The sequence below is a fragment of the Giesbergeria sinuosa genome (assembly GCF_042652905.1).
GTDB lineage: Bacteria > Pseudomonadota > Gammaproteobacteria > Burkholderiales > Burkholderiaceae_C > Simplicispira > Simplicispira sinuosa.
In genome coordinates, this window is record NZ_JBHSHJ010000003.1 from 163,896 (window position 1) to 188,980 (window position 25,085).

The 25,085-nt window shown below is 57.6% G+C and carries 19 protein-coding genes; 9 read left to right on the forward strand and 10 right to left on the reverse strand.

The window, feature by feature from the left end; genetic code table 11:
• Window positions 1-41 precede the first annotated feature (41 nt).
• Complete coding sequence (locus ACFO6X_RS05425) at window positions 42-1,424, reverse strand: diguanylate cyclase (protein WP_382430836.1); 1,383 nt, start codon at window positions 1,422-1,424, stop codon at window positions 42-44.
• Between the two features lie 156 nt (window positions 1,425-1,580).
• On the opposite strand from ACFO6X_RS05425, the gene ACFO6X_RS05430 reads away from it, so the two are divergent.
• Together ACFO6X_RS05430 and ACFO6X_RS05435 are read left to right on the forward strand one after the other, a co-directional pair.
• Window positions 1,581-1,832 carry a GlsB/YeaQ/YmgE family stress response membrane protein gene (locus tag ACFO6X_RS05430; protein WP_382430838.1) on the forward strand — a complete coding sequence of 84 codons (252 nt, stop codon included), beginning with the start codon at window positions 1,581-1,583 and terminating at the stop codon, window positions 1,830-1,832.
• 5 nt (window positions 1,833-1,837) lie between these two features.
• On the forward strand, window positions 1,838-2,347 hold the full coding sequence (locus tag ACFO6X_RS05435) for a hypothetical protein (RefSeq protein ID WP_382430840.1): 510 nt from the start codon (window positions 1,838-1,840) through the stop codon (window positions 2,345-2,347).
• Between the two features lie 5 nt (window positions 2,348-2,352).
• Here the strand turns inward: ACFO6X_RS05435 and ACFO6X_RS05440 are convergent, their stop codons facing one another.
• Complete coding sequence (locus ACFO6X_RS05440; RefSeq protein WP_382430842.1) at window positions 2,353-3,513, reverse strand: hypothetical protein; 1,161 nt, start codon at window positions 3,511-3,513, stop codon at window positions 2,353-2,355.
• Entirely contained in the window at window positions 3,513-4,088 is a 576-nt protein-coding gene (locus tag ACFO6X_RS05445) for a DUF4337 domain-containing protein (RefSeq protein WP_382430844.1), read from the reverse strand. The genes ACFO6X_RS05440 and ACFO6X_RS05445 overlap by 1 nt, the downstream gene beginning before the upstream one ends.
• Window positions 4,089-4,204: 116 nt before the next feature.
• Here ACFO6X_RS05445 and ACFO6X_RS05450 point away from each other — a divergent pair, with 116 nt between their 5' ends.
• Both ACFO6X_RS05450 and ACFO6X_RS05455 read left to right on the forward strand, forming a co-directional pair.
• Window positions 4,205-4,519 carry a DUF2322 family protein gene (locus tag ACFO6X_RS05450; RefSeq protein WP_382430846.1) on the forward strand — a complete coding sequence of 105 codons (315 nt, stop codon included), beginning with the start codon at window positions 4,205-4,207 and terminating at the stop codon, window positions 4,517-4,519.
• A 97-nt stretch (window positions 4,520-4,616) separates the two neighbouring features.
• Complete coding sequence (locus ACFO6X_RS05455) at window positions 4,617-5,417, forward strand: DNA-binding transcriptional regulator (RefSeq protein ID WP_382430848.1); 801 nt, start codon at window positions 4,617-4,619, stop codon at window positions 5,415-5,417.
• Between the two features lie 136 nt (window positions 5,418-5,553).
• On the opposite strand, the gene ACFO6X_RS05460 is transcribed toward ACFO6X_RS05455, so the two are convergent.
• The 7 genes from ACFO6X_RS05460 to aceE form a co-directional block, all read right to left on the reverse strand.
• Window positions 5,554-6,624, reverse strand: coding sequence for a porin (locus tag ACFO6X_RS05460; RefSeq protein ID WP_382430850.1), 1,071 nt, complete (start codon window positions 6,622-6,624; stop codon window positions 5,554-5,556).
• A gap of 193 nt (window positions 6,625-6,817) precedes the next feature.
• Window positions 6,818-7,738, reverse strand: coding sequence for a class I SAM-dependent methyltransferase (locus ACFO6X_RS05465; protein WP_382430852.1), 921 nt, complete (start codon window positions 7,736-7,738; stop codon window positions 6,818-6,820).
• Window positions 7,739-7,768: 30 nt separating this feature from the next.
• The gene (locus ACFO6X_RS05470) at window positions 7,769-9,871 is read right to left on the reverse strand and encodes a CAP domain-containing protein (protein ID WP_382430854.1); all 2,103 of its coding nucleotides are present in this window, start codon (window positions 9,869-9,871) and stop codon (window positions 7,769-7,771) included.
• A gap of 61 nt (window positions 9,872-9,932) precedes the next feature.
• Window positions 9,933-10,631 carry a M48 family metallopeptidase gene (locus tag ACFO6X_RS05475; protein WP_382430856.1) on the reverse strand — a complete coding sequence of 233 codons (699 nt, stop codon included), beginning with the start codon at window positions 10,629-10,631 and terminating at the stop codon, window positions 9,933-9,935.
• A gap of 116 nt (window positions 10,632-10,747) precedes the next feature.
• Window positions 10,748-12,580, reverse strand: coding sequence for a dihydrolipoyl dehydrogenase (gene lpdA / locus ACFO6X_RS05480; protein WP_382430858.1), 1,833 nt, complete (start codon window positions 12,578-12,580; stop codon window positions 10,748-10,750).
• Window positions 12,581-12,592: 12 nt separating this feature from the next.
• On the reverse strand, window positions 12,593-14,245 hold the full coding sequence (gene aceF / locus ACFO6X_RS05485) for a dihydrolipoyllysine-residue acetyltransferase (RefSeq protein ID WP_382430860.1): 1,653 nt from the start codon (window positions 14,243-14,245) through the stop codon (window positions 12,593-12,595).
• Between the two features lie 21 nt (window positions 14,246-14,266).
• The gene (gene aceE, locus ACFO6X_RS05490; RefSeq protein WP_382430862.1) at window positions 14,267-16,978 is read right to left on the reverse strand and encodes a pyruvate dehydrogenase (acetyl-transferring), homodimeric type; all 2,712 of its coding nucleotides are present in this window, start codon (window positions 16,976-16,978) and stop codon (window positions 14,267-14,269) included.
• A 195-nt stretch (window positions 16,979-17,173) separates the two neighbouring features.
• Between aceE and ACFO6X_RS05495 the strand changes: the two genes are divergently transcribed.
• The 5 genes from ACFO6X_RS05495 to ACFO6X_RS05515 all read left to right on the forward strand — a co-directional run bounded on the left by ACFO6X_RS05495 (window position 17,174) and on the right by ACFO6X_RS05515 (window position 25,081).
• Window positions 17,174-19,756 (forward strand): PAS domain S-box protein, encoded by a 2,583-nt coding sequence (locus ACFO6X_RS05495; protein WP_382430864.1) that lies wholly within the window; start codon window positions 17,174-17,176, stop codon window positions 19,754-19,756.
• Window positions 19,757-19,777: 21 nt separating this feature from the next.
• Entirely contained in the window at window positions 19,778-21,271 is a 1,494-nt protein-coding gene (locus ACFO6X_RS05500; RefSeq protein ID WP_382430866.1) for a sensor domain-containing diguanylate cyclase, read from the forward strand.
• 186 nt (window positions 21,272-21,457) lie between these two features.
• Window positions 21,458-22,084, forward strand: coding sequence for a response regulator transcription factor (locus ACFO6X_RS05505; RefSeq protein WP_382430868.1), 627 nt, complete (start codon window positions 21,458-21,460; stop codon window positions 22,082-22,084).
• Between the two features lie 51 nt (window positions 22,085-22,135).
• Window positions 22,136-22,993 (forward strand): bifunctional methylenetetrahydrofolate dehydrogenase/methenyltetrahydrofolate cyclohydrolase FolD, encoded by an 858-nt coding sequence (gene folD, locus ACFO6X_RS05510; RefSeq protein WP_382430870.1) that lies wholly within the window; start codon window positions 22,136-22,138, stop codon window positions 22,991-22,993.
• 57 nt (window positions 22,994-23,050) lie between these two features.
• Window positions 23,051-25,081 (forward strand): M3 family metallopeptidase, encoded by a 2,031-nt coding sequence (locus ACFO6X_RS05515; protein ID WP_382430872.1) that lies wholly within the window; start codon window positions 23,051-23,053, stop codon window positions 25,079-25,081.
• Window positions 25,082-25,085: the final 4 nt, after the last annotated feature.

Below are 25,085 nucleotides of genomic sequence, written 5' to 3' on the forward strand. Positions count from 1 at the left end.
GGCCCGCCCCATAGTGCAGGCCAAGGGCGGGGCCAGTTGGTTCAATCTTCTCCTTGGATCACGCGGTTACGGCCACTGTTTTTGGCACGGTACAAAGCATCATCGGCTTGGCGCAAGACACGCTGGTAATCGGGGTGCCCATTGTGGGCAGCCACGCCCACACTGATGGTCAGGTGCAGGGTATGGTCTTGCGGTAGACGAAACGCCTCGCGCTCGATCAGCTTGCGCAGCTTCTCGGCCATTTTTATGGCGTCGCCCAGTTTGGTATCTACCAGCAAGACTAAAAACTCCTCGCCCCCCATGCGGAAGATGTAATCTCCACCACGGCTGCTGTTGGTCAGTATGGCTGCCATCTGCTGTAGCACCATATCTCCGGCTTCATGCCCATACCGATCATTGACCTGTTTGAAATGGTCAATATCAATCGCCAGCAAGGCAAAACTGCTCTTGCGCTGGCGAGAGAAATTAATTTCTTTACTCAACACCACGGGCAAAAACTTGCGGTTGAGCAAGCGGGTGAGTACATCACGGCCCGCCTCTAACTCGTTGTTTTGTGCAAACAAACAGTCCAGATGGTAGGCAATGCTCTTGGTGGCATCGCGCAATTCGCGCAGACACAGTACCCGGTTTGCTTGCAAGGAGGCGGGTGCCAAGGCAAACATGGGCAGTAGCACCTCGTCTACCCGATCTATGGCATCCAAAATCATTGTGGCTTCTGTGGAGCCATGAAAGGCATGTGCCCCCTTGTGGCGAAACCACAGGCCAAACTCTGAAGAGCCTAATCGGGGGAGTTGGGCAGCATCAGCCCCCACCGCCTGATCGAACATCAACTGGTTTTCCCAGGCCAACAAGGCGGCACGCTGGCGCTCGCGTTCAGAGCCTACATGCTGCGACACCGAAAACAGACGGTAGGCTTCTTCGGCACGCGAGTTGCGGTCGTTGGCCGAGGAGTAGGTCTGACTCATGATCTCCATGGCCGTGTCAATCACCCCCACCGCCAGCCGGGTAGCTATGTGTGCTTGTTCACCTTGCAATTCTGGGTCTGCATGGAGCAGATCGACAAATCGCTCTTTGAGGCATCGGGCACCCCGCAGCACCAAATGCACTGGAATGCCAATACGGGCATGCACTTCGCCAATATGAATTTGCTGCGCCACAATCGGCAGCAGGTCGGTATCGCTGCGTGCAGAAAATACGGTAGTGATCCACCGCTGCATAGAACCATGCAGGCGCTCCTGCACTTGCTCATGGGAGAGAAACTGCGATACCACCGCATCTCCGAGCATTTGCTCATAAAAATAGCTCGCCAGAGCCACTTGGTGGGTTTGCGCCTGTAAATAGATGCGTTCATGCACCCCATTGGGCACCACAGCCAACAACCGACCCCATTCGCGGGCCAATTGTTCGGGAGAGATTTTGGGCATGTTGTTTTTTGAATCCGACAAGGGGCGCAAGCTTAGCCGCAAATCGGGAACCGGGGCACACGCTGGTGTATCACATCGTGAATGGAAAAAAGGTCTTTCTGGCAAGGCCGTACTATCCCTTGTTAATGGTTCATTTCATGTTGCAGGAGGTGCTGTATGTTTTCGTTGATTGGAACGCTGTTCGTGGGTTTGATCGTGGGGTTATTGGCCAGGGCGCTCAAGCCTGGCGATGACAAATTGGGTTGGATCATGACGGCGGTGTTGGGGGTGGCTGGCTCGTTTGTAGCAACGGCAGTCGGCAATTGGTTGGGCTGGTACCGGCCTGGTCAAGCAGCAGGCTGGATCGCTTCGGTGTTGGGTGCGATCACCTTGTTGGTGATTTATGGCCTGATAAAGAAAAAGGACTAACGGGCATGAGAAATACATTGCCCAGCGCCCAAACGCTTGCTGGAGCCGATCCGGCCTTGCAGGCGGCGGTGCAACGCAGTCGGCGGTTATTGCATCGGCGCGCTTTGATGGCAGCAGTAGCTAGCAGTGTGCCTGTTCCTGGATTGGATTGGGCTGTGGATGCGGCCCTGCTATCGCGCCTGCTGCCGCAAATCAATGCCGAGTTTGGCCTGCTGCCAGAGCAAATTGCACGGCTAGATCCCCACCAACGTGAGCAGGTACAAAAGGCCGTGGCAATGGTTGGCTCGGCGCTCATTGGCAAACTCGTGACCCAAGATTTGGTGCTCAAGTTGGCCCAAACCGTGGGTATTCGCATGGGCAGCAAACAACTGGCGAAGTATGTGCCATTGGCTGGTCAGGCGCTGTCTGCCGCATTGGGTTACGCCACTTTGCGCTATTTGGGTGAACAACATCTGTGCGACTGTGTGCAAGTGGCCAAGACGGCGCAACTCACCTTGCCAGCGCCTGGGCGCTGAAATGCTCAGAAGCTGGGGCGCTCTCCAGCAGGAATCTGCGAGGGCGACAGGGCCGGCGGCTGCATTGCAGTGGGGTTGGCTGTGCAGGTTTGCGGATCGCTAAAGTAGGCCGCAGGGCCATGTTGCTGTAAACGCTGCAAATAGCAGCCATAGTGCTTGGCCCAACCAAAAGCCTGTGTGTCAGCCAGCAGCCCTGGCACATTGGCCACCTTGATCTCTTGGATATACAGGTGCTGGCCCGCAGTGGCTTGCAACAAGCCTTCGGTCAACAGCATGTCAGACAGCAGGTAATTGGCATACGGTGGCGCAATGCCTGTGTGCTGTACGGTAGCATCTAAGGACAGAGGTGCCAACTGTTCAATGGCCGCGGCCAAATCGGTACGTTGGAGCAAGGCGCTGTGGTGTGGCTGTGTGGTGGGCAGCAGCCGTTGCACGGCTGTTTGCACACCCTGTGTCACGGGGCGGCTGATGGCCGTCATGCTCACAGATTCAGGCAAAGCAGCCGCAAGATCATGCAATTGCTCTTGCAAGAGTTGACGCGCTTGGGCCAGTTCTGTGGCATTCAGGGGTTGCAGCGTGCAAGCCGGTGGGGCCTTGGGGCGCAACTGTTGGCACAACACCCGATGCCAAAATTTTTGCCCCAAGGCTTTACCATAGGTGCTGCGTTCCCCAGCAATTTGCAAACTGCCACCACCAATGTCCAGAATGTGGCTGGTTTGCAGGCGTGCGCCCAATTTTTGCCGGGCAGCAGTGTAGCCATAACTGCCTTCTACCGTTTGGGGGATTACCAACAGCGCCACGCCGCTGCCGGTATGGATCTGTTGCAAAGCAGATAGGGTTTGTTCTGCCGACTGGCTCCAAGCCAGACGCCACGCCGAAAAGCCTCCGGCCACCCGCTGACAACCAGAATCCAATTGGGCTTGCACAGGCAACTGGCGCAGGGCCGTGGTGGTGGGGGCGATGATCTCTTGCAGCCCACGCCCAGCCCAAAGGGGGCTGAGGTAGTCAATGTCGACACGGGCTGTGGGCTGGCTGTTGGACGCCCCCACCCGTATGCCAGAAGACCCCACATCAAAAGCGATGCGGCAGTGTTCGTCGGCATGGGCGGCCATGGCCGTCAGCCCCAAGCTGCAAGCCCACAAGCACTGGCGCAGACGGAGATACATCACAGGTGCAGATAACCCATGATGCCTGCACCCAACCCCAGTGCAGTGGAGCCATAGACCCCCAGCAACATCCACCGCTTGCGTGTGAGCAGGGCGATAGCGGCCAACGCAATAGCGACTTGCAGCAGCGTGGTACCCATAGCCCAACGCTCATGCACCCGCATCTCTAGCTCGCTCTTTTTGTTGGCGGTCTCGGCAGCCAGCTCCAACTTTTCGGCTGCCGCCTTGATCTCCACTTTCTCTTGTTGGTAGCGCCCTACTTCTTGGCGAAATTTTTCTTGTGCATCACCCGACGTCAGGGTGACCGACAGCTCCGCCAAATTTTGCTTGTTGCTTTTGGCTTGGTAGTAGTTCCATTGGTTGGAGGCGGCCGTTTTTTGAATCGAGGCTTCGTTTTTGTACAGCAGCGCGGCATTTTGCGAATGCCCACCCATATAGCCAAACACGGCACCAATGGTTGAAATAATGGCCGTCAGTACCGCCAGGCGCGACGTGAAATCATCGCCGCCATGATGGGCGACATGCTCAACCTCATGGTCGTGCGGGCCATGAACGTGAAATCCACCACCAGACATGCAATTTCCTTGGAAACAAGACAGGGCGGCTATGGTAACAAGACCAGCGCAAAGCTGTGCAGAAGGGCCAATGGTTTGCCGGACAATCGGCGGCTTTGTCTTCTGGAGAAACCCCCATGGCCTTTGCCGACCACTTACAACAGCTCCCCTCTATTACCCATCTGGCCGCCCTAGAGCTGATCGACAGCACTGGGCATGTGGCCGCCACCATTGAGAACAAACCGGGCAAAGCCGGATCGCTGGCAGTTTATGCGGCTTTGGCAGCCCAACATGGCGGCATCAATGCAGCCGCTGCCCAACAAGGGCTGGATCTGTTTGCCGAACACACCGACGATGCCCGTGCCCATCCTGGCAAACATCCCAACATCGACCGCCTGCTGGCAGTGGTGGCATCAGGACAAGGCTATACGGTACGGCTGATTCCAGCATAAGCCCCGCACGTTAATACCTGCATAGCTTCTTTGTGTTCAAAAAATCATTATTTGCATACAATAAGTCTATGTTTGGTATTTTATTGGTGGCATCCCCATGGTGGCAAAAGACTTACAGTACAAGGAAGTTCGGGGTCTGAGCCGTGGTTTAGGGCTGATCCGGGCTCTGAACCGGATGCCGGGCGGGTTTGCATCTACCAGCGAGTTGGCTCGGTTGTGCGGCATTCACCGCACAACCGCCAAGCGTTTGCTGGAAACCCTGCGTGCGGAAGGTTTGGTGCGCTCGGGGAGTCGCGATGGTCAATACCACTTGACCCAAGATGTGCGCCAGCTCAGTGAAGGCTTTTGTAATGATGCCTGGATTGCGCAGGTAGCCGCACCGCTTTTACGGTCGGCGGTACGCGAGTTGCTCTGGCCTTGTGATTTGGCTACTGTGCAGGCGGGTTGGATGATTGTGCGCGAGTCCACCCACCGCTGGAGCATGTTGTCACAGCACCATGCCATGCCCGGCGATCGAATGCCCTTGCTATCGACTGCACTGGGGCGTGCCTATTTGGCGGCCTGTAGCGCCGAAGAGTTGGAAGCTCTGCTGTGCTACTTGGATGAGAATACTGCGCAGATGGATGTGGACCCTTGCCAACGCAGGCATATTCACCAGATCGTGGGGGAGACCCGCACCCGCGGCTTTGCTTTCAATGATGGCGAGTGGAGCAAAGAGCCGCATTTTGCGGCGGTGGCCGTGCCGTTGCTCAGTGCAGGTTGTCTGCTGGGTGCCCTGAACATGGTTTTTCCCAAAAATGCCATGTCTCTGACAGAGATTACCGAACGCTATGTGCCCAAGCTGCAATTATTGGCCGTTCGCATTGGAGCGCATATTTCTTTGCCACCCACGCATTGAGCAAAAAAGGTGCTGCATCGCCACTTGGGCAATACAGCACCTATTCAAAACCCAGGGGTGTCGCAATGTTCTCCGTAGAGCACCCTGTGTTCAAGCTCCATCCCAACCACCATCAGGCTGGAGCCTGTTTCTGGCGTTAAAACACGTGGCGGATGCCTACGGCATACACATTCTGTTTGCTGTCGCTCGACGTCGTGACTGCCATGCTGGCCTTGCCACCGTTGTCTACCTTCTGGTGGGAGTAAGCGCCATAGACAGAAGTGCGTTTGCTAAGGTAATACAGTGCCGAGAGGTTGAACTGGCGCACGTCTTCATCGCGTACTGATTTATCGTTGAGGTGCTGGTATCCAGCAGCCAGATGCCAACCGCCCACGGGTATTTTGACCATCAGGTGAAGCACATCACCATCGCTGTCCTTGACGTTTTTGGCGTTCTTCTGGCTGGTGTAGATACCAGCGAGCTTAGCCATGCCCAGATCGTAGCCCACCCCAAGTGCCCAAAGCTTGTCATCATCGGTGGTAGCGGTACAGCCCGTGGTGATGCTAGAACACTTGCGTACGATATAACCCAAGCCAGAACTGAGCGCACCAGCGTTGTAGCCCAGGCCTACCGATGAAAGCTGGCCAGTCTTGGCGCTGCTGGCATCGGGGCGTGATTGCCACATGGCGTTGAATTTGAAGCCCGAGAACTCTGGTGAGGTGTACTTGAAAGAGCTGTCGATGCGGGTGCCACCGAGGGTATTGTCAAAGCGTGCCACCGTCGAACCGGGGGCTGCAATGCCATCGACCGCACCACCGCCCACACCAAAGGTGGGAGCACCACTGAGCGCAATCAAATGATCATAAACAGGGGTGTACTGACGCCCCAACGTGAGAGTCCCCAGAGTGCTGGAAGACAGCCCCATGAACGCTTGTCGGTTAAACAACGTGGTGGTGGAAGAGCTGGCACCAGTGGTGACATTCAGGCCACTTTCCAGAGTGAACAAAGCACGCAGGCCACCTCCAAGGTCTTCGGTGCCACGAAAACCAAAGCGCGATGTTTGCAGGTAGCCTGAAGCCATTCGGGTTTCGCTTTGGCCCGCATTGTTGCTGTTGTGCATTACACCGGCATCCACAATGCCATAGAGGGTAAGGCTGCTGGTGGCATTTTGTGCCAGTGCGGGGGTGCCTATGGCAGCGATGGCCAGCGCGAGAAAATGCTTGTTCATGCTTGTGTCCTTGATGTTGTTGTCGTGGGCCGGGGCTGGAAGGCCCACTAGCGGAAAAACACACCCCCTCTGGAAGGAGGTGGCCGACAGATTTTTCAAGGATTAGGCCGTTAACCCAACACTGTGCATCGGGTGCACAGTGTGTTCGGGCTTGTACCAATGGTCAGAGGTATTAAAACATGCAAATAAATACCTATTTATTATTTTTGTATACCAGAACCTTCAGTGCCCGATCTGGCGACACATCGGCAAACACCTGCGGATTGGCAACCTGCTCTTGCAGCGCCAGCGTGGGGGCCAATGCTTGCATTTGCTCCTGCAAAAAGGCCAGTCCCAGTTCGGGCGCATTCAGGCACAGCAGTGCATGACCGCCCGGTGCTAGCAAATCAGGCAAGCGCCGCATGAGTCGGGCGTAATCCTTGGTGGCAATGAAACTACCCTTCTGATAGCTGGGCGGGTCCACAATCACCAACCCATACGGGCCATTGCGGCCAATTTTTCCCCAAGAGCTGAAAATATCGTGGCCCAGAAAACTGGCACCACCGGCCAGCCCATTGAGTTGGTGGTTGTGTTGCCCAATCGCCAGAGCGCCCCGCGCCATGTCCACATTGACGACTTGGCTGGCCCCTGCTTGCAGGGCTACCACGGAAAAAGCACAGGTATAGGCAAAGAGATTGAGGACTTTGAGTTTGGGATGACAAGCAGTATGGTGGCGCACCCAACGACGGCCCTCCGCCATGTCCAAGAACAGTCCGTGGTTTTGCCCGCGCAACACATGCACCCGAAAACGGCTACCGTTTTCTGTGACGATATGGGGTTCGGGCACACTGCCCCGCATGAGCCGAGTGTGGGCATGGCCTTCTGCACGGCACTGGAATACCCAATTGAAGGCTTGCTCAGGGGTCAATTGCTGCCAGCGTTGTTGCAAGGCGCTGCCCAGTATGGACAACACATCTTCCGCCACCGGCTGGAAGCTGGTCAATACCCAAACCGGCGGATAGGCGTCCAGTGTCCACTGTTCACATCCCGGATAAAGCCCCCCCCGGCCATGAAAGATGCGCTGCGCATCTTGGGGCAGTGGCATGGTGGCAATGGCGTCGAGCAGGGCTTGCATTGGCGTAGGACAAAACATCAAGCCAGCCACTTAACGACAACCCGCTTCACCAACCCAAAAAGACTCCAAGCCCAAGTCAAGCGACTGTGTACCTTGCTGAAAATACACATGCTGATCCAGTGCCGACACCCCCAAATAGGATTGGGTGCCGGTGTAGTAGCGGTAGGCACTGAAGGGGGGGCGGCCTGTGGTCTGGGTGCTGGCCGATGGCCACAACAGATCGGTCACCATACGCTCCGCCCAATTGAACAAACAGTCTGTGGAGCTGACCGTACCAGCCACCGCCACACGCAAGGCCTTGCTCCAGCCATCGTAGTAGCCATACATGCCAGGGCGCACTTGCAATAGCACCTGTGAACCGCCAGAGGCTGTGAAGTTAAAGCCCGACGTGCTGGCCGCTGGTGCGGGCGTACTGGCCGAGGCGATGGCCTCTACCCCAGACAGGCGAATGTCATCAATGTACCAACCAATGCCCCGGCTGGATTGGGGATAGAAAGAACCACCGACATAGGCATAACGCAAGCGCAACAGCACCGACTGATCAGCAAAGGCCGCCAGCGAAACCGATTTGCTGTTAAAGCTGGATTCACCAAAATTAGAGGTGGTGCCGCTTTGTTGCCCAGCTTGGCGATAAATTTCCTGCCAGTTGCTGCCCTCATCGGTAGAGACTTCCACCAGCGCCACTTGGTTGGCGCTGGACAAGCCCAAACGGCTAGCAAAGCTGAGTGTGGCACTGCCGCTTGGCACAAAGGCCGACTGGAGTTGCAACGTCTGGTCGGTGCCAGTGGTGTGTGCCAAATGGAAGGAGCGCCCCCCGCTGGCCGAGATATCGGTAGCAATCGGGCTGTAGCCGGTGCTGGTGTTGGCAACAAAGGCGGTGGTACTGCCTTCTGCCCCTTCGTCCAGCGCATAGGGTGCCAATGTAATGGCACGCCATTGGAACTCAGTGGCCGCGTTGCTGCCTGTAAATTGGTAACTGCCGGTTTGCCCGGCAACCAGCGTGGTGGCTCCGGTGGGTTGTAGGTTGGGGGTGTCTGTGCCCGGCACATCAGGATCAAACACCGTGACGCTGTAACTGAAACTGCGTGTCTGGCCGCCCACACGGACATTGCTCACCGTGACTTGATAGACCGTATCGGCACTCGGGCGGCTCCAACTACTGCCATCGGTATAAGTGCCAGGCAGCCAGACCAAGGTAGGCTCACCATAGCCGTTTTGCAAAGTTTCTAGGCGGGTGGCCAAAGCGCGACCATTTTCGGTCATGCTGACACTGGCCCCAGAGAAATCCGCCCCCGGATAGGCCAATGACCAGCGGGGATACACCGTGGTGTAAGGCACAAAGCCCGCAGGGGGCCAAGCCACAAAGTCGTCGCGCACAGTAGGGCGGGTAGCTCCTGAGTTGCCATCAAACACCCAAACGGCATTGGCCGACAAGGTGTTGGCCGCGCTGGGGGTCACATCCCCCACCCCCATGATCTTGGTCTGTGGGTACAAGAGCCAGCGCCGATGCCCCACAGGAGCGTTGTTGCTGCCCTGATCGCGGATGTAGCCGTTAGCCACCGAATCAGCCCCGGCCTGGCCCAGCGACAAATTGGAGTTACGGGCACCTTCTGCACCTTCGGCGGTGTAGCAGGCCCAAGCACTGTCTGGATAGTGGCTCAGTGCGCCTTGGGCCGACATCATCAGTGCCGTTTGTTGTGCCTTGCGGTTGTAAGTGCTGTCCAGTCCAATGCTGGCGGGCACGCCAGCCATCGCTCGGAACCAGTTGATACGGCGCAGTGTCGCCGCCTTATAGTCACTGTGGGTGTCACCTGCCGTACAGGTAGACAAATCGCCACTCCAGCCACTGGCCACATTGTTGGAAGAAGCAAAAACGGTGCGATAGAAAAGCCGCGCTGCCTCTCGGCTTGCGAGGCTAATCTGATAGCCTGCGTCTTGTGTGGTGCTGTACGGTATCTGTCGCCAGCGTTCTACCGGCGTATCTGGCAATGTGGAGGGCGACTCTGGTGCGGTAGGCCCAGCAAACGGCACCCCATTCCAAGCGGTTGCATGGGCTGTGGTCTGGGCGAACGCAGAGGCATATCCTCCCAAGGCCAAGGTCAGGGCGGTCATGGCGGGTAGGATGCGTTTCATAGTGTCTTTGAATGGTTCAAGAAGAAGGCGCTGTATGCAGCTTTGATTTTCCCCCATTCTGTTATGGGGTTGGCACATGGTTCAACATGGCCCGCCACGACCGCCACTGGGGCATGAAGGCATCCATCACCGACACAAACCGGGCGTTGTGGCTGGGTTCAATCAGGTGGGCCAGTTCATGCACTACCACGTACTCCAGACACTGCGGCGGTTTTTCGGCCAAAGCGGTATTCAAGCGAATAGATTTTTTGCTCGGGGTGCAACTGCCCCACCGGGTTTTCATGCGCTGCACCAACACGCTTGAAGACTTTACGCCCATCAAGGGTTCCCATTTCTTGAGCAGGGGCAACACTGCTGCACGGACTTGCTCTCGATACCACCCCTCTAACAATGCCGCCCGCTGCTGGACAGATGTGCCAGGACGCACATAAAGCACCATCTGCGGGTGTTGACCCTCCATACGGGGCACCGTGTCGCACTCAAACACGGTCAATCGATGGTGCTGGCCCCACAGCACATGGCTCTCACCGTCGATAAATTGGTGGGGGGCTGGACGCGGTTGCGCCTCCATTTTGCGCTGCTGGGCCTGAATCCACGGCCACTTAGCCAAGGCGAATGCCCGAAGGGTGTCCTGTGCCATGTGTTTTGGCGCAGAAATTTGCACTTGTCCGCTGGGTGGGCCAACACGCAAATACACATGTTTGATGTGTTTTCGGACGACATGGACGGTGGTGCTGCCCAATGCAATGGTTTCAATCATCACTCTGGTGGCGATGTGGCGACTTCCGTCGGTAATGGAAAAGGCTGCGCAATCCTCCTAGGACATGCGCAGCCAGCCACTGGGGCACCCACCTTGTCAGTGGCTGGCAAGCAGCCTCACTTTTTGCTGGGTGGCAAATCGGTGCAAGAGCCGTGCGCCACCTCTGCCGCCATGCCAATGCTCTCGCCCAGCGTGGGGTGTGGGTGGATGGTTTTGCCAATGTCTACTGCATCGGCACCCATTTCAATCGCCAAGGCAATCTCGCCAATCATGTCGCCCGCATGGGTGCCCACCATGCCACCGCCCAAGATTCTGCCGTGGCCGTGCGCCTCGGGTGAATCGTCAAACAACAGCTTGGTCACGCCTTCGTCGCGGCCATTGGCAATGGCGCGGCCCGAGGCTGTCCAAGGGAACAAGCCCTTTTTCACCTTGATGCCTTGCGCCTTGGCTTGGTCTTCGGTCAGGCCGACCCAAGCCACCTCGGGGTCGGTGTAGGCCACGCTAGGAATGACGCGGGCATTGAAGGCGCTGGCCGCCAGTTCCTTGTTGCCTTGCAGTTCCCCAGCAATGACTTCTGCCGCCACATGGGCTTCATGCACGGCTTTGTGCGCCAGCATAGGCTGGCCCACGATGTCGCCAATGGCAAAGATATGCGGCACATTGGTACGCATTTGGATATCGACATCGATAAAACCGCGCTCCGTTACCGCCACACCAGCTTTGTCCGCCGCCAGCTTCTTGCCATTGGGCGTGCGGCCTACCGCTTGCAGCACCAAGTCATACACGCCTTCGGACTTGGTGCCATCCAAGCCTTCAAACTGCACCTTGATGCCTTCGGGCGTGGCTTCTGCGCCCACCGTTTTGGTTTTCAGCAGGATGTTGTCAAAACGCTTGGCATTCATCTTTTGCCAGATTTTGACCAAATCGCGGTCGGCCCCTTGCATCAGGCCGTCCATCATTTCGACCACATCCAAGCGTGCGCCCAAGGTGGAATAGACCGTGCCCATTTCCAGCCCGATGATGCCACCGCCAACGATGAGCATTTTTTTCGGCACACCGGCCAGCGCCAGCGCACCTGTCGAATCCACTACGCGCGGGTCATTGGGCATAAAGGGCAGGCGCACCGCTTGCGAACCGGCAGCGATGATGGCTTTTTGGAAGGCCACCACTTTTTTGCTGCCGGTAGTTGCTTGGCCTGTGCCAGTGGTTTCTTGCACTTCCAAGTGGTGCGAACCGACAAACTGACCCAGACCACGCACGATGGTCACTTTGCGCATCTTGGCCATGGCCGCCAAGCCGCCGGTCAGTTTGGCAATCACCTTTTCTTTGTGGCCGCGCAGTTTGTCCACGTTGACGCTGGGTGCGCCAAAATCCACACCCAAATCCCCCAAGTGGGCCACTTCGTCCATCACGGCGGCTACGTGCAGCAGGGCTTTAGACGGGATGCAACCCACATTCAGGCAGACACCACCCAAGGTGGCATAGCGTTCTACCAGCACCACCTTCAGGCCCAAGTCGGCAGCGCGGAAGGCCGCCGAGTAGCCACCGGGGCCACCACCCAGCACCAGCACATCGCACTCCACATCGGCGGAGCCGGTGTATTGCACCGCACCCGGTACGGGGGCCGTGGGGACGGCTGGTGCCGCTGCTACGGGGGCAGCAGCTACTGGGGCTGTCGCAGCAGCAGCGGGTGCTGGCGCAGCCGCATCGCCTGCGGCCTCTAGCACCAATACCACACTGCCTTCGCGCACCTTGTCGCCCAAAGCGACTTTGAGTTCTTTCACTACACCAGCGTGGCTGGAGGGAATCTCCATCGAGGCTTTGTCGCTCTCAACGGTAATCAGGCTTTGTTCTGCCTTGATGTTGTCACCGGGTTTGACCAGCAACTCAATCACGGCCACATCGGCAAAATCGCCAATGTCTGGGACTTTGATATCTATCAGTGCCATAGCGTGGCCTCCTTACAGCAGCACGCGACGGAAGTCGCTGAGGATTTGGCCCAGATAGACGTTAAAGCGTGCCGCAGCCGCCCCGTCAATCACGCAATGGTCCCAAGTCAAAGACAGGGGCAACATCAGGCGCGGCACAAACTGTTTGCCGTCCCAAACGGGCTCCATTTGGCTCTTGCAGACACCCAAAATCGCTACCTCAGGGGCGTTGATAATCGGGGTGAAATAACGGCCACCAATGCCGCCCAAGCTAGAAATGGTGAAGGTGGCACCACTCATGTCTGCCGGGCCAAGTTTGCCATCGCGCGCTTTTTTCGCCAGCTCGCCCATTTCTTGGCTGATTTGGAAAATGCCTTTTTTGTCGGCATCCTTAATCACCGGCACCACCAAGCCATTGGGCGTGTCGGCAGCAAAACCGATGTGGTAATACTGCTTGTAGATCAGTGCATCGCCGTCCAAGCTGCTGTTGAACTCGGGGAACTTCTTCAGCGCAGCCACGCAAGCCTTGATGATGAAGGCCAGCATCGTCACTTTGATGCCGGATTTTTCGTTCTCTTTGTTGGTGGAGATACGGAAGGCTTCCAAATCGGTGATGTCGGCATCGTCATGGTTGGTGACCGCCGGAATCATGATGGCGTTGCGCAACAGATTGGCACCGCTGATTTTTTTGATGCGGCTGAGTTCTTTGCGCTCAATCGGGCCAAACTTGGCAAAGTCCACCTTGGGCCAAGGAATCAGGCCCAGTTCAGAGCCACCACCCGTACTGCCTGATGCAGCAGGGGCTTTGGCCGCTTGGGCCAAGGTTTGGATGGCCCCCGCCATGACCGACTTGGTAAAGCCTTGGATATCGGCTTGGGTGATACGGCCTTTGGGGCCAGAGCCTTTGACTTCGGCCAGCGGCACGCCCAACTCGCGGGCAAACTTACGCACCGAGGGCGAGGCATGGGGCAAGCCCAGTGCCGGGGTGGCGGTGGGGTTATGGGCTTGGGCCGCTGCTGTGGGTGCTGCCGCAGCTACTGGGGCAGCGGCTACTGTTGGGGCAGGGGCAGCCACTGGAGCTGGCGCAGCACCCGCTGCACCTTCCAGAACAGCCAACAAATCGCCAATGTTGACCTTATCGCCCACCTTGACTTTCAGCTCTTTCAGCACCCCAGCATGGCTGGAGGGAATCTCCATCGAGGCTTTGTCTGACTCTACGGTAATCAGGCTTTGCTCGACCTTGATGCTATCGCCGGGTTTGACGAACACCTCAATCACGGCCACATCTTTAAAGTCGCCAATGTCGGGCACACGCACTTCCACTGGGCCAGCAGCCGCTGCCACCGCAGGGGCCGCTGCCGCTACTGGGGCCGCTGCCGCTACTGGGGCAGCTACAGGTGCTGCCGCCACAGGGGCCGGGGCTGCCGCCACAGGCACAGCAGCCTCGCCAGCGGTTTCTAGCAGCAGCACCACGCTGCCTTCTGCCACCTTGTCGCCCAAGGCGACTTTGAGCTCTTTCACCACGCCTGCGTGGCTGGAGGGAATCTCCATCGAGGCCTTGTCCGACTCAACGGTGATCAAGGATTGCTCAGGTGCAATGCGGTCGCCGGGTTTGACCAACAGCTCAATCACTGCCACTTCACTGAAATCCCCAATATCGGGGACTTTGATTTCTACCAATGCCATGTTTGTCTCCGGTGGGGTGGTTTAGGCGTACAGCGGATTGACCTTGTCGGCATTGATGCCGTACTTGGCAATGGCTTGGGCAACGCGCTCGCGTGGCACCTCGCCTTGTTCGGCCAAGGCGGTCAGGGCCGCCACGACGATGTAGTGGCGGTTGATTTCAAAGTGTTCACGCAGTTTGCTGCGGAAGTCGGAACGGCCAAAACCATCGGTGCCCAGCACCTTGTAGCTGCGGCCTTGCGGGATAAAGGCGCGGATTTGCTCGGCATAGGCCTTGATGTAGTCGGTGGAAGCGACGATGGGGCCGGTGCTGGTGTTGAGTTGCTGTGCCACAAAGGGCAGGCGTGGTGTTTCTAGCGGGTGTAGCAGGTTGAAGCGTTCGGCATCTTGGCCGTCGCGGGCCAACTCGTTAAACGATGGGCAGCTCCAAACATCGGCTTGCACGCCCCAATCCACCGCCAGCAGTTCTTGTGCGGCAAACGATTCGCGCAAGATGGTGCCCGAGCCGAGCAATTGCACCCGTGGGCCAGCCACGCCTTGAGCGCCGGGTTTGCTCAGATACATCCCCTTGATGATTTGCTCTTCGGTGCCGGGCTGTAGGCCGGGCATGGCGTAGTTTTCGTTCAGCAGCGTCAGGTAGTAGAAGACGTTGTCTTGTTTTTCTACCATGCGCTTGAGGCCGTGGTGCAAGATCACGCCCACTTCATGGGCAAAGGTGGGGTCGTAGCTGATGCAGTTGGGAATGGTGCCTGCCAAGATATGGCTGTGACCGTCTTCGTGTTGCAAACCTTCGCCATTGAGCGTGGTGCGGCCCGAAGTGCCGCCCAGCAAGAAGCCCCGCGCCTGCATATCACCCGCAGCCCAAGCCAAGTCGCCAATGCGCTGGAAGCCAAACATGGAGTAATAGACATAAAACGGCACCATGATGCGGTTGCTGGTGCTGTAGCTGGTGGCGGCAGCAATCCAGCTGCTCATGCCACCGGCTTCGTTGATGCCTTCTTGCAGAATTTGCCCCGCCTTGTCTTCTTTGTAATACATCACTTGGTCTTTATCGACCGGGGTGTATTGCTGGCCCAAGGGGTTGTAAATACCAATTTGGCGGAACAAGCCTTCCATACCAAAGGTACGGGCCTCATCCACCAAAATCGGCACCACGCGCGGGCCCAAAGCTTGGTCACGCAGCAATTGGGTCAAAAAGCGCACATAGGCTTGGGTGGTAGAGATTTCACGGCCTTCGGCGGTAGGCTCTAGCACCGCTTTGAAGGTTTCTAGCGCGGGCACCGTAAAGCTCTCTTCGGCCTTTTGGCGGCGTTGGGGCAAATAGCCGCCCAGCGCCTTGCGCCGCTCATGCAGGTACTGCATTTCTGGGGTGTCGTCTGCCGGTTTGTAGAACGGCACTTTAGCCAACTCGCTGTCGGGCACCGGAATGTTAAAGCGGTCGCGAATATATTTGATGTCTTCGTCAGTCAGCTTTTTGGTTTGGTGGACGGTGTTCTTGGCCTCGCCCGCTTTGCCCATGCCATAGCCCTTGACGGTTTTGACCAGCAACACCGTGGGTTGGCCTTGGTGCTTGACGGCGCGGTCAAAAGCGGCAAACACCTTTTGCGGGTCGTGGCCGCCCCGGCGCAGGTTCCAGATGTCATCGTCGCTCATGTGGGCCACCATCTCGAGCGTGCGCGGGTCACGGCCAAAGAAGTTTTTGCGCACATACGCCCCATCAAAGGCTTTGAAGCCTTGGTAGTCGCCGTCTAGCGTCTCCATCATCAGCTTGCGCAGCGCACCGTCTTTGTCGCGCGCCAGCAGCGGGTCCCAGTCGCTGCCCCACAGCAGCTTGATCACGTTCCAACCAGCGCCCCGGAATTCACCCTCCAACTCTTGCACGATTTTGCCGTTGCCACGCACCGGGCCATCCAAACGTTGCAGGTTGCAGTTGATGACGAAAATCAGGTTGTCCAAGCCCTCGCGGGCGGCCAAGCCAATGGCACCCAAGCTTTCGGGTTCGTCCATTTCGCCATCGCCGCAAAACACCCAGACTTTGCGGTTGCTGGTATCGGCAATGCCACGGGCGTGCAAGTATTTGAGAAAACGGGCTTGGTAAATCGCCATCAGTGGGCCTAAGCCCATCGACACGGTCGGAAATTGCCAAAAGCCGGGCATCAATTTGGGGTGCGGGTAGCTGGACAACCCCTCGCCATCGACTTCTTGGCGGAAATGCAGCAGTTGCTCTTCGGTCAGGCGGCCTTCTAAGTAGGCGCGGGCATAAATGCCGGGCGAGACATGGCCTTGGAAATAAATGCAGTCACCGCCGTGGTTTTCGCTCTCGGCCTGCCAAAAGTGGTTGAAGCCCGTGCCAAACATGGTCGCCAGCGAGGCAAACGAGCCAATATGGCCACCCAAATCCCCCCCGTCTGCCGGGTTGTGCCGATTGGCCTTGACCACCATCGCCATGGCATTCCAGCGCATATAGGCGCGCAGACGCTCCTCAATCTCGATGTTGCCGGGGCAATGGGCCTCTTGGTTGGTCTCAATCGTGTTGACGTAAGCCGTATTGGCGGAGAACGGCAGGTCGATGCTGTTTTGACGGGCTTCTTCGAGCAATTGCTCAATCAAGAAGTGCGCGCGCTCTGGGCCTTCTTTGGCAATGACCGCACTCAGGGCATCGAGCCATTCGCGGGTTTCTTGGCTGTCGATGTCGGGGCCGTTGTGCAAGGCCTGGGGATCGGTCGGTGCTGACATGGTTTGTCTCCTATCGGTAAACCGTAAAGAAAGTATGTGCGCGCAGGGACGCTGCATGGCAAGTTTCGCACATTTTTGCATTATTTCAAATAATGACCATTAATATCACAATATAAAAAATTGTTGCAACTGCACATTTTGTGGCGCACGGTCAGCCCCCCAAAGTCAAGCCGGGCCGCCCTGCACTTGCAGGCTATGGTTTCAAGTTTTATCACTGCCTCCCGCCAACGTACGGCGGCTTTGCTGCGCCGGTGCGATGACTGGTGGCGCGGCCTGTCGCCCCACCACCAAGACCGTTTTGCGGCCCTGGCCCCGTTGGCGGCGGTGTTGTTGTTCATGGCAGCCATCGTGGCGGCCTTTTGGTATTTGCGCACCGAAGAGGCTGAACGCGAACATGAGGCGCTGCGCCGCGATGTGGAATACGCCCAGCAACGAGTGCGTCTGCGCTTGCTAGAGCGCCAAGAGCAGGTGATGCGCATTGCCCGTGATTTATCCAACCAAGATCTGGCCGAAGAAGCCTTTGGTCAGCGGGCCGAGGCCTTGGTCAATCAGTACCCAGAACTGCAAGCCATCACTTGGGTAGATGAATATGGACGTACCAAAGCCAGCCATCCAGCCCCTTCATTGCCGGGGGAGCTGATCCGCAGCCGTGGCGAAGTGCTGCAAGGCGATGAAACCGCGCAAACCTTTGATTTGGTGCGTGAGCAGCAGCAGCCCGTGTATGCCCAACAAACTGCCAAGGCCAGCCAGCCTGTACCCTTACTGCAGTTGCAAGTGCCCCTGAATGTGCAAGGGCGCTTCAATGGTGTCGTGCTGGCCGAGTACTCCGTCGATGGCCTGATGCGCTACGGCACACCTACTGAAGTGCTGGCCCGTTATGCCATCACTTTTCTGGATGCAAATGCACAGGTGTTGGCAGGAACTCCGCTGGCCCCGCGCACACGCGCTCTGCCTTGGGGCAACATGGGCGTTCATGACGCCAACGCCTACGAAGTGCCCATTTCTCCAGTGGGCGACCGACTGGTCTTGCGGGCGCAGGCGTACCGCACCTCGTTGGGCGTCGTAGGCAGTGGCTTATTTTGGTTGGTGGTCACCCTCAGCGCCATCACTGTCTGGATGCTGCTGGCTACTTGGCACCACACCCGTCGGCGTATGCAAACACAGTTGGCGCTGGTGGCCGAGACCAACTTCCGCCGGGCAATGGAAAACTCCGTATTGACCGGAATGCGTGCCTTAGACATGCACGGCCAGATCACCTATGTGAACGCAGCGTTTTGTCAGATGACCGGCTGGAGCGAAGAAGAGCTGGTGGGACAAATCCCCCCCTACTCCTATTGGCCTGAATCCGATTACGAACACCTGCACCACCATTTGCAAGAGGAGCTATCGGGCAAGACCATGCCAGGGGGCTTTCAAGTGCGCGTGCGCCGCAAAAATGGCGTGCTGTTCGATGCCCGGCTCTACGTCTCGCCCCTGATTGATGCAGTGGGCAAACAAACCGGCTGGATGACCTCGATGACCGACATCACCGAGCCCAACCGCATTCGTGAGCAACTGACCGCCTCACATGAACGCTTCACCATTGTGCTGGAAGCGTTGGATGCCTCGGTCTCCGTGGCTCCATTGGGCAGCCAAGAACTGCTTTTTGCCAACAAGCTGTATCGACAGTGGTTTGGCTCTCATACGGCGGGGCACCTGCAATTGGTAGCGCAGGCCGGTGTGCTGCCCACAGCCACAGCCACCAGCGCCGACGATGAAGATGGCCTGATGGGCCTGCCCACCGATTCGGTCACCAGTGCCCATACCGAAAACGCCGAAATCTACCTGCCCGAATTGGGCAAATGGCTAGAGGTGCGCTCACGCTATCTGAGTTGGGTGGATGGTCGATTGGCGCAGATGGTGATTGCCACCGACATCACCCCGCGCCGTTTGGCTGAAGAGCAAGCTGCACGCCAAACCGAACGGGCACAATCGGTCAGCCGCCTGATCACTATGGGGGAAATGGCTTCTAGCGTGGCCCATGAGCTCAACCAGCCCCTGACCGCTATCAGCAACTATTGCAATGGCTGCATTTCACGGCTGCGCAATGGTCAGCTCAGTGAAGAAGCCCTGCTCACTGCCTTGGAGAAAACGGCGCACCAAGCCCAACGCGCAGGCCAAATCATCCAACGCATCCGGGCTTTCGTCAAAAAGAGTGAGCCCAACCGCCAATTGGCCGATGTGGCCAAAATGGTGGCCGAGGCCGTGGAGTTGGCCGACATTGAACTGCGCCGCCATAACGTGCGCCTAACGCACCATGTGGCCGCCCGCCTACCGCCAGTGATGGCTGACGCCATTCTGATTGAGCAGGTATTGATCAACCTGATGAAAAACAGTGCCGAGTCTATTGCCCACGCCAACCGCCCAGCATCGGGGCGCAGTGTAGAGCTGCGCGTGGTGCCCAAGACGATAGAGGGGCAGGCTGTAGTGGAATTTGCTGTGCAAGACACAGGACAGGGCTTGGCTGAAGAAATCCGCGACCGGCTATTTGAAGCCTTTTTTTCCACCAAGCAAGAAGGCATGGGCATGGGCCTGAACCTGTGCCGCAGCATTGTCGAATCGCACCAAGGCCGGATGCAGGCACAGAACCTCTACAACGGCTCGGAAGTAACGGGTTGTCTGTTCTCTTTCTGGTTGCCACTGGCAACCCCCCTCGGTGATACGGCACCCACTGTGCTAGCCAATGCCTCCCCGGCCAAAGGGCTATCGCATGGTGCTGATGCCGAAAAAAACCGCTAAATCAATGGGCTGAATGACAAAATGCAGGCGCCCGCTCTTCAAGTACGGCTGTCACAAAGGCCACTGTATGTAGCGGGTTTGCTGTTGTTGGCACTCGTGTTGATCGCAGCATGGCCGGTGACCGACTTTTGGCGAGAGCGCCAGCGCATCTTGGCCGATGCGGCCAGAATGGCCGTACAACAAAGCCAGCTCATGGGGCGCTCGTTTGGTGACACCTTTCTGGCCACCGACTATGTGCTGCGCGATGTGATTGGCAGGGTCGATCTTGCCAAAGATTTAACCTACCCCCACCCCGATACCAGCACCAGCCAGCGCCTCGATACGCTGCTAAAAGAGAAAATCACCACCGTGGTGGGTTTGAGTGATCTGGTATTGCTCAATGGCGACTGTCTTTTTGTGGCGGTAGCCATGTACCCGTTTCGGGGCACCAAGAGCCGGCAAAATTTTTGTACCGAAAGCCACGTCACTCCGGGGCAAAGCCTGCGCATTCAGTATATGCCGCAGGATAAATCGGTCTCTCAGCGCCCGGTGGTTCTCATATCGCGCATCGTTGGCTCAGCGGAGGGGCGCCTTCTGGGCGCTGCAATGGCTGTGATTGATCTGGAATATGCCCAACAATGGATTGCCGCCTTGGCCGTTGATCACCATGACGTCCTGACGATTGTGGACACCAATGGCACCTTGTTGGCACGCAACCCATTCCAGCCCCAATCATTGGGTCGACGCACTTCATCGCCATCGGGCCAACCCAGTTTTGCCGAAATCGGCGATGCGGCCACCTTCATTGCAAGCTCACCCATTGACGGGCGCGAACGTGTCTTTGGTCTGAGCCGGTTGGCCCGGTTTCCGTTTGTGGCCATCGTGGGTTTAGACAAAACGCGCGTGCTGGCGGGCTGGCAACGGCGTGCATGGCAGTTTAGTGCTGGTTTTGTGGTGCTGGCCCTGTGCTGTGTGGTGGCGTTGCGTGCGCATCTGGCGGCTGTGCGCCAAGCGGAGGCGATGCGCGTCTTGGCTACCACCGATGCACTCACGGGCATTGCCAACCGCAGGCACCTGATCGATATTGGCAATCAGGCGTTTGTCCATGCCAACCATGACGGCCAAGCACTCTCGGTGCTCATGCTGGACATCGATAAATTCAAATCCGTCAACGACCGATGGGGTCACGCCACGGGTGACCGTGTCATTCAAACCATGGCCCAGCTCATCGCCTCGACCCTGCGCGACCAAGACACGGGTGGCCGCCTTGGTGGCGAGGAGTTTGCGGTGATTCTCCCGGCAACGGACGTTGCCGAGGCCTTGACGCGCGCCGAGCAACTGCGTCATTTGGTGCAATCGTCAGAAGTGCTGCACACCGATGGAACCACCATGGTGAAATTCACCACCAGTATTGGTATTGCCTCGCTGATGCCGGGCGATGGTTCATTCAATGCCCTGCTGCAACGTGCCGACAGGGCGCTCTACCGGGCCAAACACCAAGGCCGCAATTGTTCAATGCTGGCGGAATTGACCTAACGCCACGGTATGCCCAAACCGTGTGGCCCACCGTTGCGCAGGGCTGCCTGTGTCGAATGCAGGCGCAGAACATCTACAATGGCTCAGAGGTCACCAGTTGCCTGCGCTCGTTCTGGCTGCCACTGGCCGTGCCTTCTGGTGATACTACAAATACTGTAGCAAACGCACACCCCCAAGGACAATTGCATGAGTTTGATTCCGAAAAAAGGCACTGTTTACGTGGTCGATGACGATGAGGCCGTGCGCGATTCGCTGCAATGGCTGCTCGAAGGCAAAGATTACCGGGTACGCTGCTTTGATTCGGCTGAGTCGTTTCTGGCGCGCTACGACCAGCGCGAAATTGCGTGCCTGATCGTGGATGTCCGCATGGGCGGCATGACGGGTCTGGAGTTGCAAGACCGACTGCTAGAGCGCAAGTCCCCCTTGCCCATCGTCTTTATCACTGGTCACGGCGATGTACCGATGGCCGTCAACACCATGAAGAAGGGGGCACTGGACTTTATTCAAAAGCCCTTTAACGAAGACGAGCTGGTGCATCTGGTCGAGCGCATGTTGGAGCATGCCCGCGAAGCCTTTACCGACCAGCAGCAAGCGGCCACCCGTGAAGCCTTGATGTCCAAACTCACCACCCGCGAAAGCCAAGTGCTGGAGCGCATTGTGGCGGGCCGCCTGAATAAGCAAATTGCCGACGATCTGGGCATCAGCATCAAGACCGTCGAAGCCCACCGTGCCAACATCATGGAAAAACTGGGTGCCAATACGGTGGCCGATTTGCTCAAAATCGTGCTCGGGCAGAACGCGCCCAAAGCGTGACCCTCTTGCCACCCTGTCTTTTTTTTCCTGTTCTTCATTTTTCATTGCACCATGACTGCCCAACTCATTGACGGCAACGCCCTTTCTCGCCAACTGCGCACCGAAGTGGCTGCGCGCGCTGCTGCCCTCAAAACCCAAGGCATCACCCCCGGTTTGGCCGTGATTTTGGTAGGAGACAACCCAGCCAGCCAAGTCTATGTGCGCAACAAAGTCAAAGCGTGCGAAGAAGCCGGTTTCTATTCGGTGCTGGAAAAATACGATGCCAGCCTGAGCGAAACCGAACTGTTGGCCCGGGTGGAGGCACTCAACAACGACCCAGCCATCCACGGCATCTTGGTGCAGTTGCCCCTGCCGCAACACATTGACGACCACAAGGTGATTGAAGCCATCTCGCCCCTCAAAGATGTCGATGGCTTTCATGTAGCCAGTGCCGGTGCTTTGATGGTAGGCGAAGTGGGCTTTAAGGCCTGTACCCCCTATGGCTGCATGAAAATGCTCGAATCCATCGGCATGAAGGATTTGCGTGGCAAACACGCCGTGGTGATTGGCCGCTCCAATATCGTGGGCAAGCCCATGGCCATGATGCTGCTGGCAGCCAATGCCACTGTCACCGTCACCCACAGTGGCACGGCAGATTTAGCGCACCATACCCGCCAAGCCGACATCGTGGTGGCCGCCGTGGGCAAACGCAATGTGCTCACTGCCGATATGCTCAAACCCGGTGCCGTGGTCATTGACGTGGGCATGAACCGCAACGACGAAGGCAAACTGTGTGGCGATGTCGATTTTGACGGCTGCAAAGAAGTCGCAAGCCATATCACCCCCGTGCCCGGCGGCGTGGGCCCCATGACCATCACTATGCTGCTGGTCAACACGATGGAAGCGGCTGAACGCGCCGCCGGGGCTTAACCATTCTTTACACACGTTCTCCTTGAACCTGTAGCCCACAACGCCATCTGAACCCGCATGAGCAACCCCCTCCTCGACTTCTCCGACCTGCCCGCGTTCGACCGCATTGCACCCGCTGATGTGGCCCCGGCCATCGACACCCTGTTACAACAGGCCAATGCAGCACTGGAAACCGTCACGGCCCCCGATTTTCCTGCACAGTGGGAGACCATGGCCCAAGTCTTGGACGTGGCTACCGAGAAGCTGGGGCGGGCGTGGGGTGCCGTCAACCACCTCAACAGTGTGGTCGATACCCCAGAGTTGCGAGCGGCTTACAACGAAGTGCTGCCGCGCGTTACAGAATTTTGGACGCGCTTGGGCGCCGATGAACGCCTCTATGCCAAATACAAGGCCATTGATGTGCAAACACTCAATGTAGAGCAGCGCCAAGCCCTGAAAAATGCTGTGCGCAACTTTGTCTTGTCTGGCGCTGAGCTCACGGGCGCGTCCAAAGAGCGATTTGCCCAGATCCAAGAGCGCCAAGCCGAGCTGCAACAAAAGTTCAGTGAAAACGCCTTGGATGCCACGGACGCCTACGCATACTATGCCAGCGCCGAAGAGCTCGATGGCGTGCCCGAAGATGTGCAACACGCCGCACGCGCCGCCGCCCAAGCCGAAGGCCACAACGGTTACAAGCTGACGCTGCGCATGCCTTGCTACCTGCCAGTCATGCAGTTTGCGCGCAGCAGTGCCTTGCGCGAAAAACTCTACCGCGCCTACGTCACCCGTGCCTCTGACCAAGCTCCAACAGATGCACTGAAATTTGACAACACCGCCTTCATCCGCGAAATTTTGGCCTTGCGCCAAGAAGAGGCGCAACTGCTGGGCTATGTCAACTTTGGCGAGGTCTCCGTGGTGCCCAAGATGGCCCAATCAGCCGCCGAGGTCATTGCCTTTCTGCGCGATTTAGCCCAACGGGCACGGCCTTATGCCGAAAAAGACGTGGCCGATTTGCGTGCCTTTGCTGCCGACCATTTGGGCCTGCCCGACCCACAGGCTTGGGACTGGCCCTACATTGCCGAACGCCTCAAAGAGGCCCGGTATGCTTTTAGCGAGCAAGAGGTGCGCCAATACTTCTTGGCCCCCAAAGTGCTGTCGGGGCTGTTCAAAATCATCGAAACCCTGTTTGAAGTCAACATCCGGCCCGATCAAGCGCCCGTCTGGCATCCGGCAGTAGAGTTCTACCGTATTGAGCGTGCTGGTCAATTGGTAGGCCAGTTCTATCTGGACTTGCCTGCCCGCAGTGGCAAACGCGGTGGTGCTTGGATGGACGATGTGCGCACCCGCTGGTTGCGTCCCGACACTGGCACGCTACAAACCCCAGTGGCCCATCTGGTGTGCAACTTTGCCGAAGGTGTCGATGGCAAGCCCGCCCTGCTCACACACGACGATGTCATCACCCTGTTCCACGAATTCGGCCACGGCCTGCACCACATGCTCACGCAGGTCAATGAGCGCGATGTCTCAGGCATTGCTGGCGTAGAGTGGGATGCGGTCGAATTACCCAGCCAGTTCATGGAAAACTTCTGCTGGGAATGGAACGTGCTGCAGCACATGACCGCCCATGTCGAAACTGGCGAGCCGCTGCCGCGCGCCCTCTATGACAAGATGATTGCCGCCAAAAACTTCCAAAGCGGCATGCAAACTTTGCGTCAAATTGAGTTTTCGTTGTTTGATATGCTTTTGCACACCGAACACGATCCGAGCCAAGATTTCATGCCGTTGCTGGGCTTGGTGCGCGCCGAAGTGGCAGTATTGCAACCACCAGCCTTTAGCCGCACTGCTCACACCTTCAGCCATATCTTTGCCGGTGGCTATGCGGCGGGCTACTACAGCTACAAATGGGCTGAAGTGCTCAGTGCCGATGCCTACGCCGCTTTTGAAGAAACGGCCAGCCCTGATGGCGCCCACAACCCCAACACGGGCCGGCGTTACCGCGAGGCCATCTTGGAGGCCGGGGGCAGTCGCCCTGCAATGGAGTCATTCAAGGCATTCCGGGGGCGCGAGCCTAGCCTTGATGCACTGCTGCGCCACCAAGGCATGGCCTGATGGA

Coding starts and splice junctions, on each gene's coding strand:
- ACFO6X_RS05425 (WP_382430836.1), bottom strand. CDS start 1,424: ATGCCCAAAATCTCTCCCGAACAATTGGCCCGCGAATGGGGTCGGTTG.
- ACFO6X_RS05430 (WP_382430838.1), top strand. CDS start 1,581: ATGTTTTCGTTGATTGGAACGCTGTTCGTGGGTTTGATCGTGGGGTTA.
- ACFO6X_RS05435 (WP_382430840.1), top strand. CDS start 1,838: ATGAGAAATACATTGCCCAGCGCCCAAACGCTTGCTGGAGCCGATCCG.
- ACFO6X_RS05440 (WP_382430842.1), bottom strand. CDS start 3,513: ATGTATCTCCGTCTGCGCCAGTGCTTGTGGGCTTGCAGCTTGGGGCTG.
- ACFO6X_RS05445 (WP_382430844.1), bottom strand. CDS start 4,088: ATGTCTGGTGGTGGATTTCACGTTCATGGCCCGCACGACCATGAGGTT.
- ACFO6X_RS05450 (WP_382430846.1), top strand. CDS start 4,205: ATGGCCTTTGCCGACCACTTACAACAGCTCCCCTCTATTACCCATCTG.
- ACFO6X_RS05455 (WP_382430848.1), top strand. CDS start 4,617: ATGGTGGCAAAAGACTTACAGTACAAGGAAGTTCGGGGTCTGAGCCGT.
- ACFO6X_RS05460 (WP_382430850.1), bottom strand. CDS start 6,624: ATGAACAAGCATTTTCTCGCGCTGGCCATCGCTGCCATAGGCACCCCC.
- ACFO6X_RS05465 (WP_382430852.1), bottom strand. CDS start 7,738: ATGCAAGCCCTGCTCGACGCCATTGCCACCATGCCACTGCCCCAAGAT.
- ACFO6X_RS05470 (WP_382430854.1), bottom strand. CDS start 9,871: ATGAAACGCATCCTACCCGCCATGACCGCCCTGACCTTGGCCTTGGGA.
- ACFO6X_RS05475 (WP_382430856.1), bottom strand. CDS start 10,631: ATGATTGAAACCATTGCATTGGGCAGCACCACCGTCCATGTCGTCCGA.
- lpdA (WP_382430858.1), bottom strand. CDS start 12,580: ATGGCACTGATAGATATCAAAGTCCCAGACATTGGCGATTTTGCCGAT.
- aceF (WP_382430860.1), bottom strand. CDS start 14,245: ATGGCATTGGTAGAAATCAAAGTCCCCGATATTGGGGATTTCAGTGAA.
- aceE (WP_382430862.1), bottom strand. CDS start 16,978: ATGTCAGCACCGACCGATCCCCAGGCCTTGCACAACGGCCCCGACATC.
- ACFO6X_RS05495 (WP_382430864.1), top strand. CDS start 17,174: ATGGTTTCAAGTTTTATCACTGCCTCCCGCCAACGTACGGCGGCTTTG.
- ACFO6X_RS05500 (WP_382430866.1), top strand. CDS start 19,778: ATGCAGGCGCCCGCTCTTCAAGTACGGCTGTCACAAAGGCCACTGTAT.
- ACFO6X_RS05505 (WP_382430868.1), top strand. CDS start 21,458: ATGAGTTTGATTCCGAAAAAAGGCACTGTTTACGTGGTCGATGACGAT.
- folD (WP_382430870.1), top strand. CDS start 22,136: ATGACTGCCCAACTCATTGACGGCAACGCCCTTTCTCGCCAACTGCGC.
- ACFO6X_RS05515 (WP_382430872.1), top strand. CDS start 23,051: ATGAGCAACCCCCTCCTCGACTTCTCCGACCTGCCCGCGTTCGACCGC.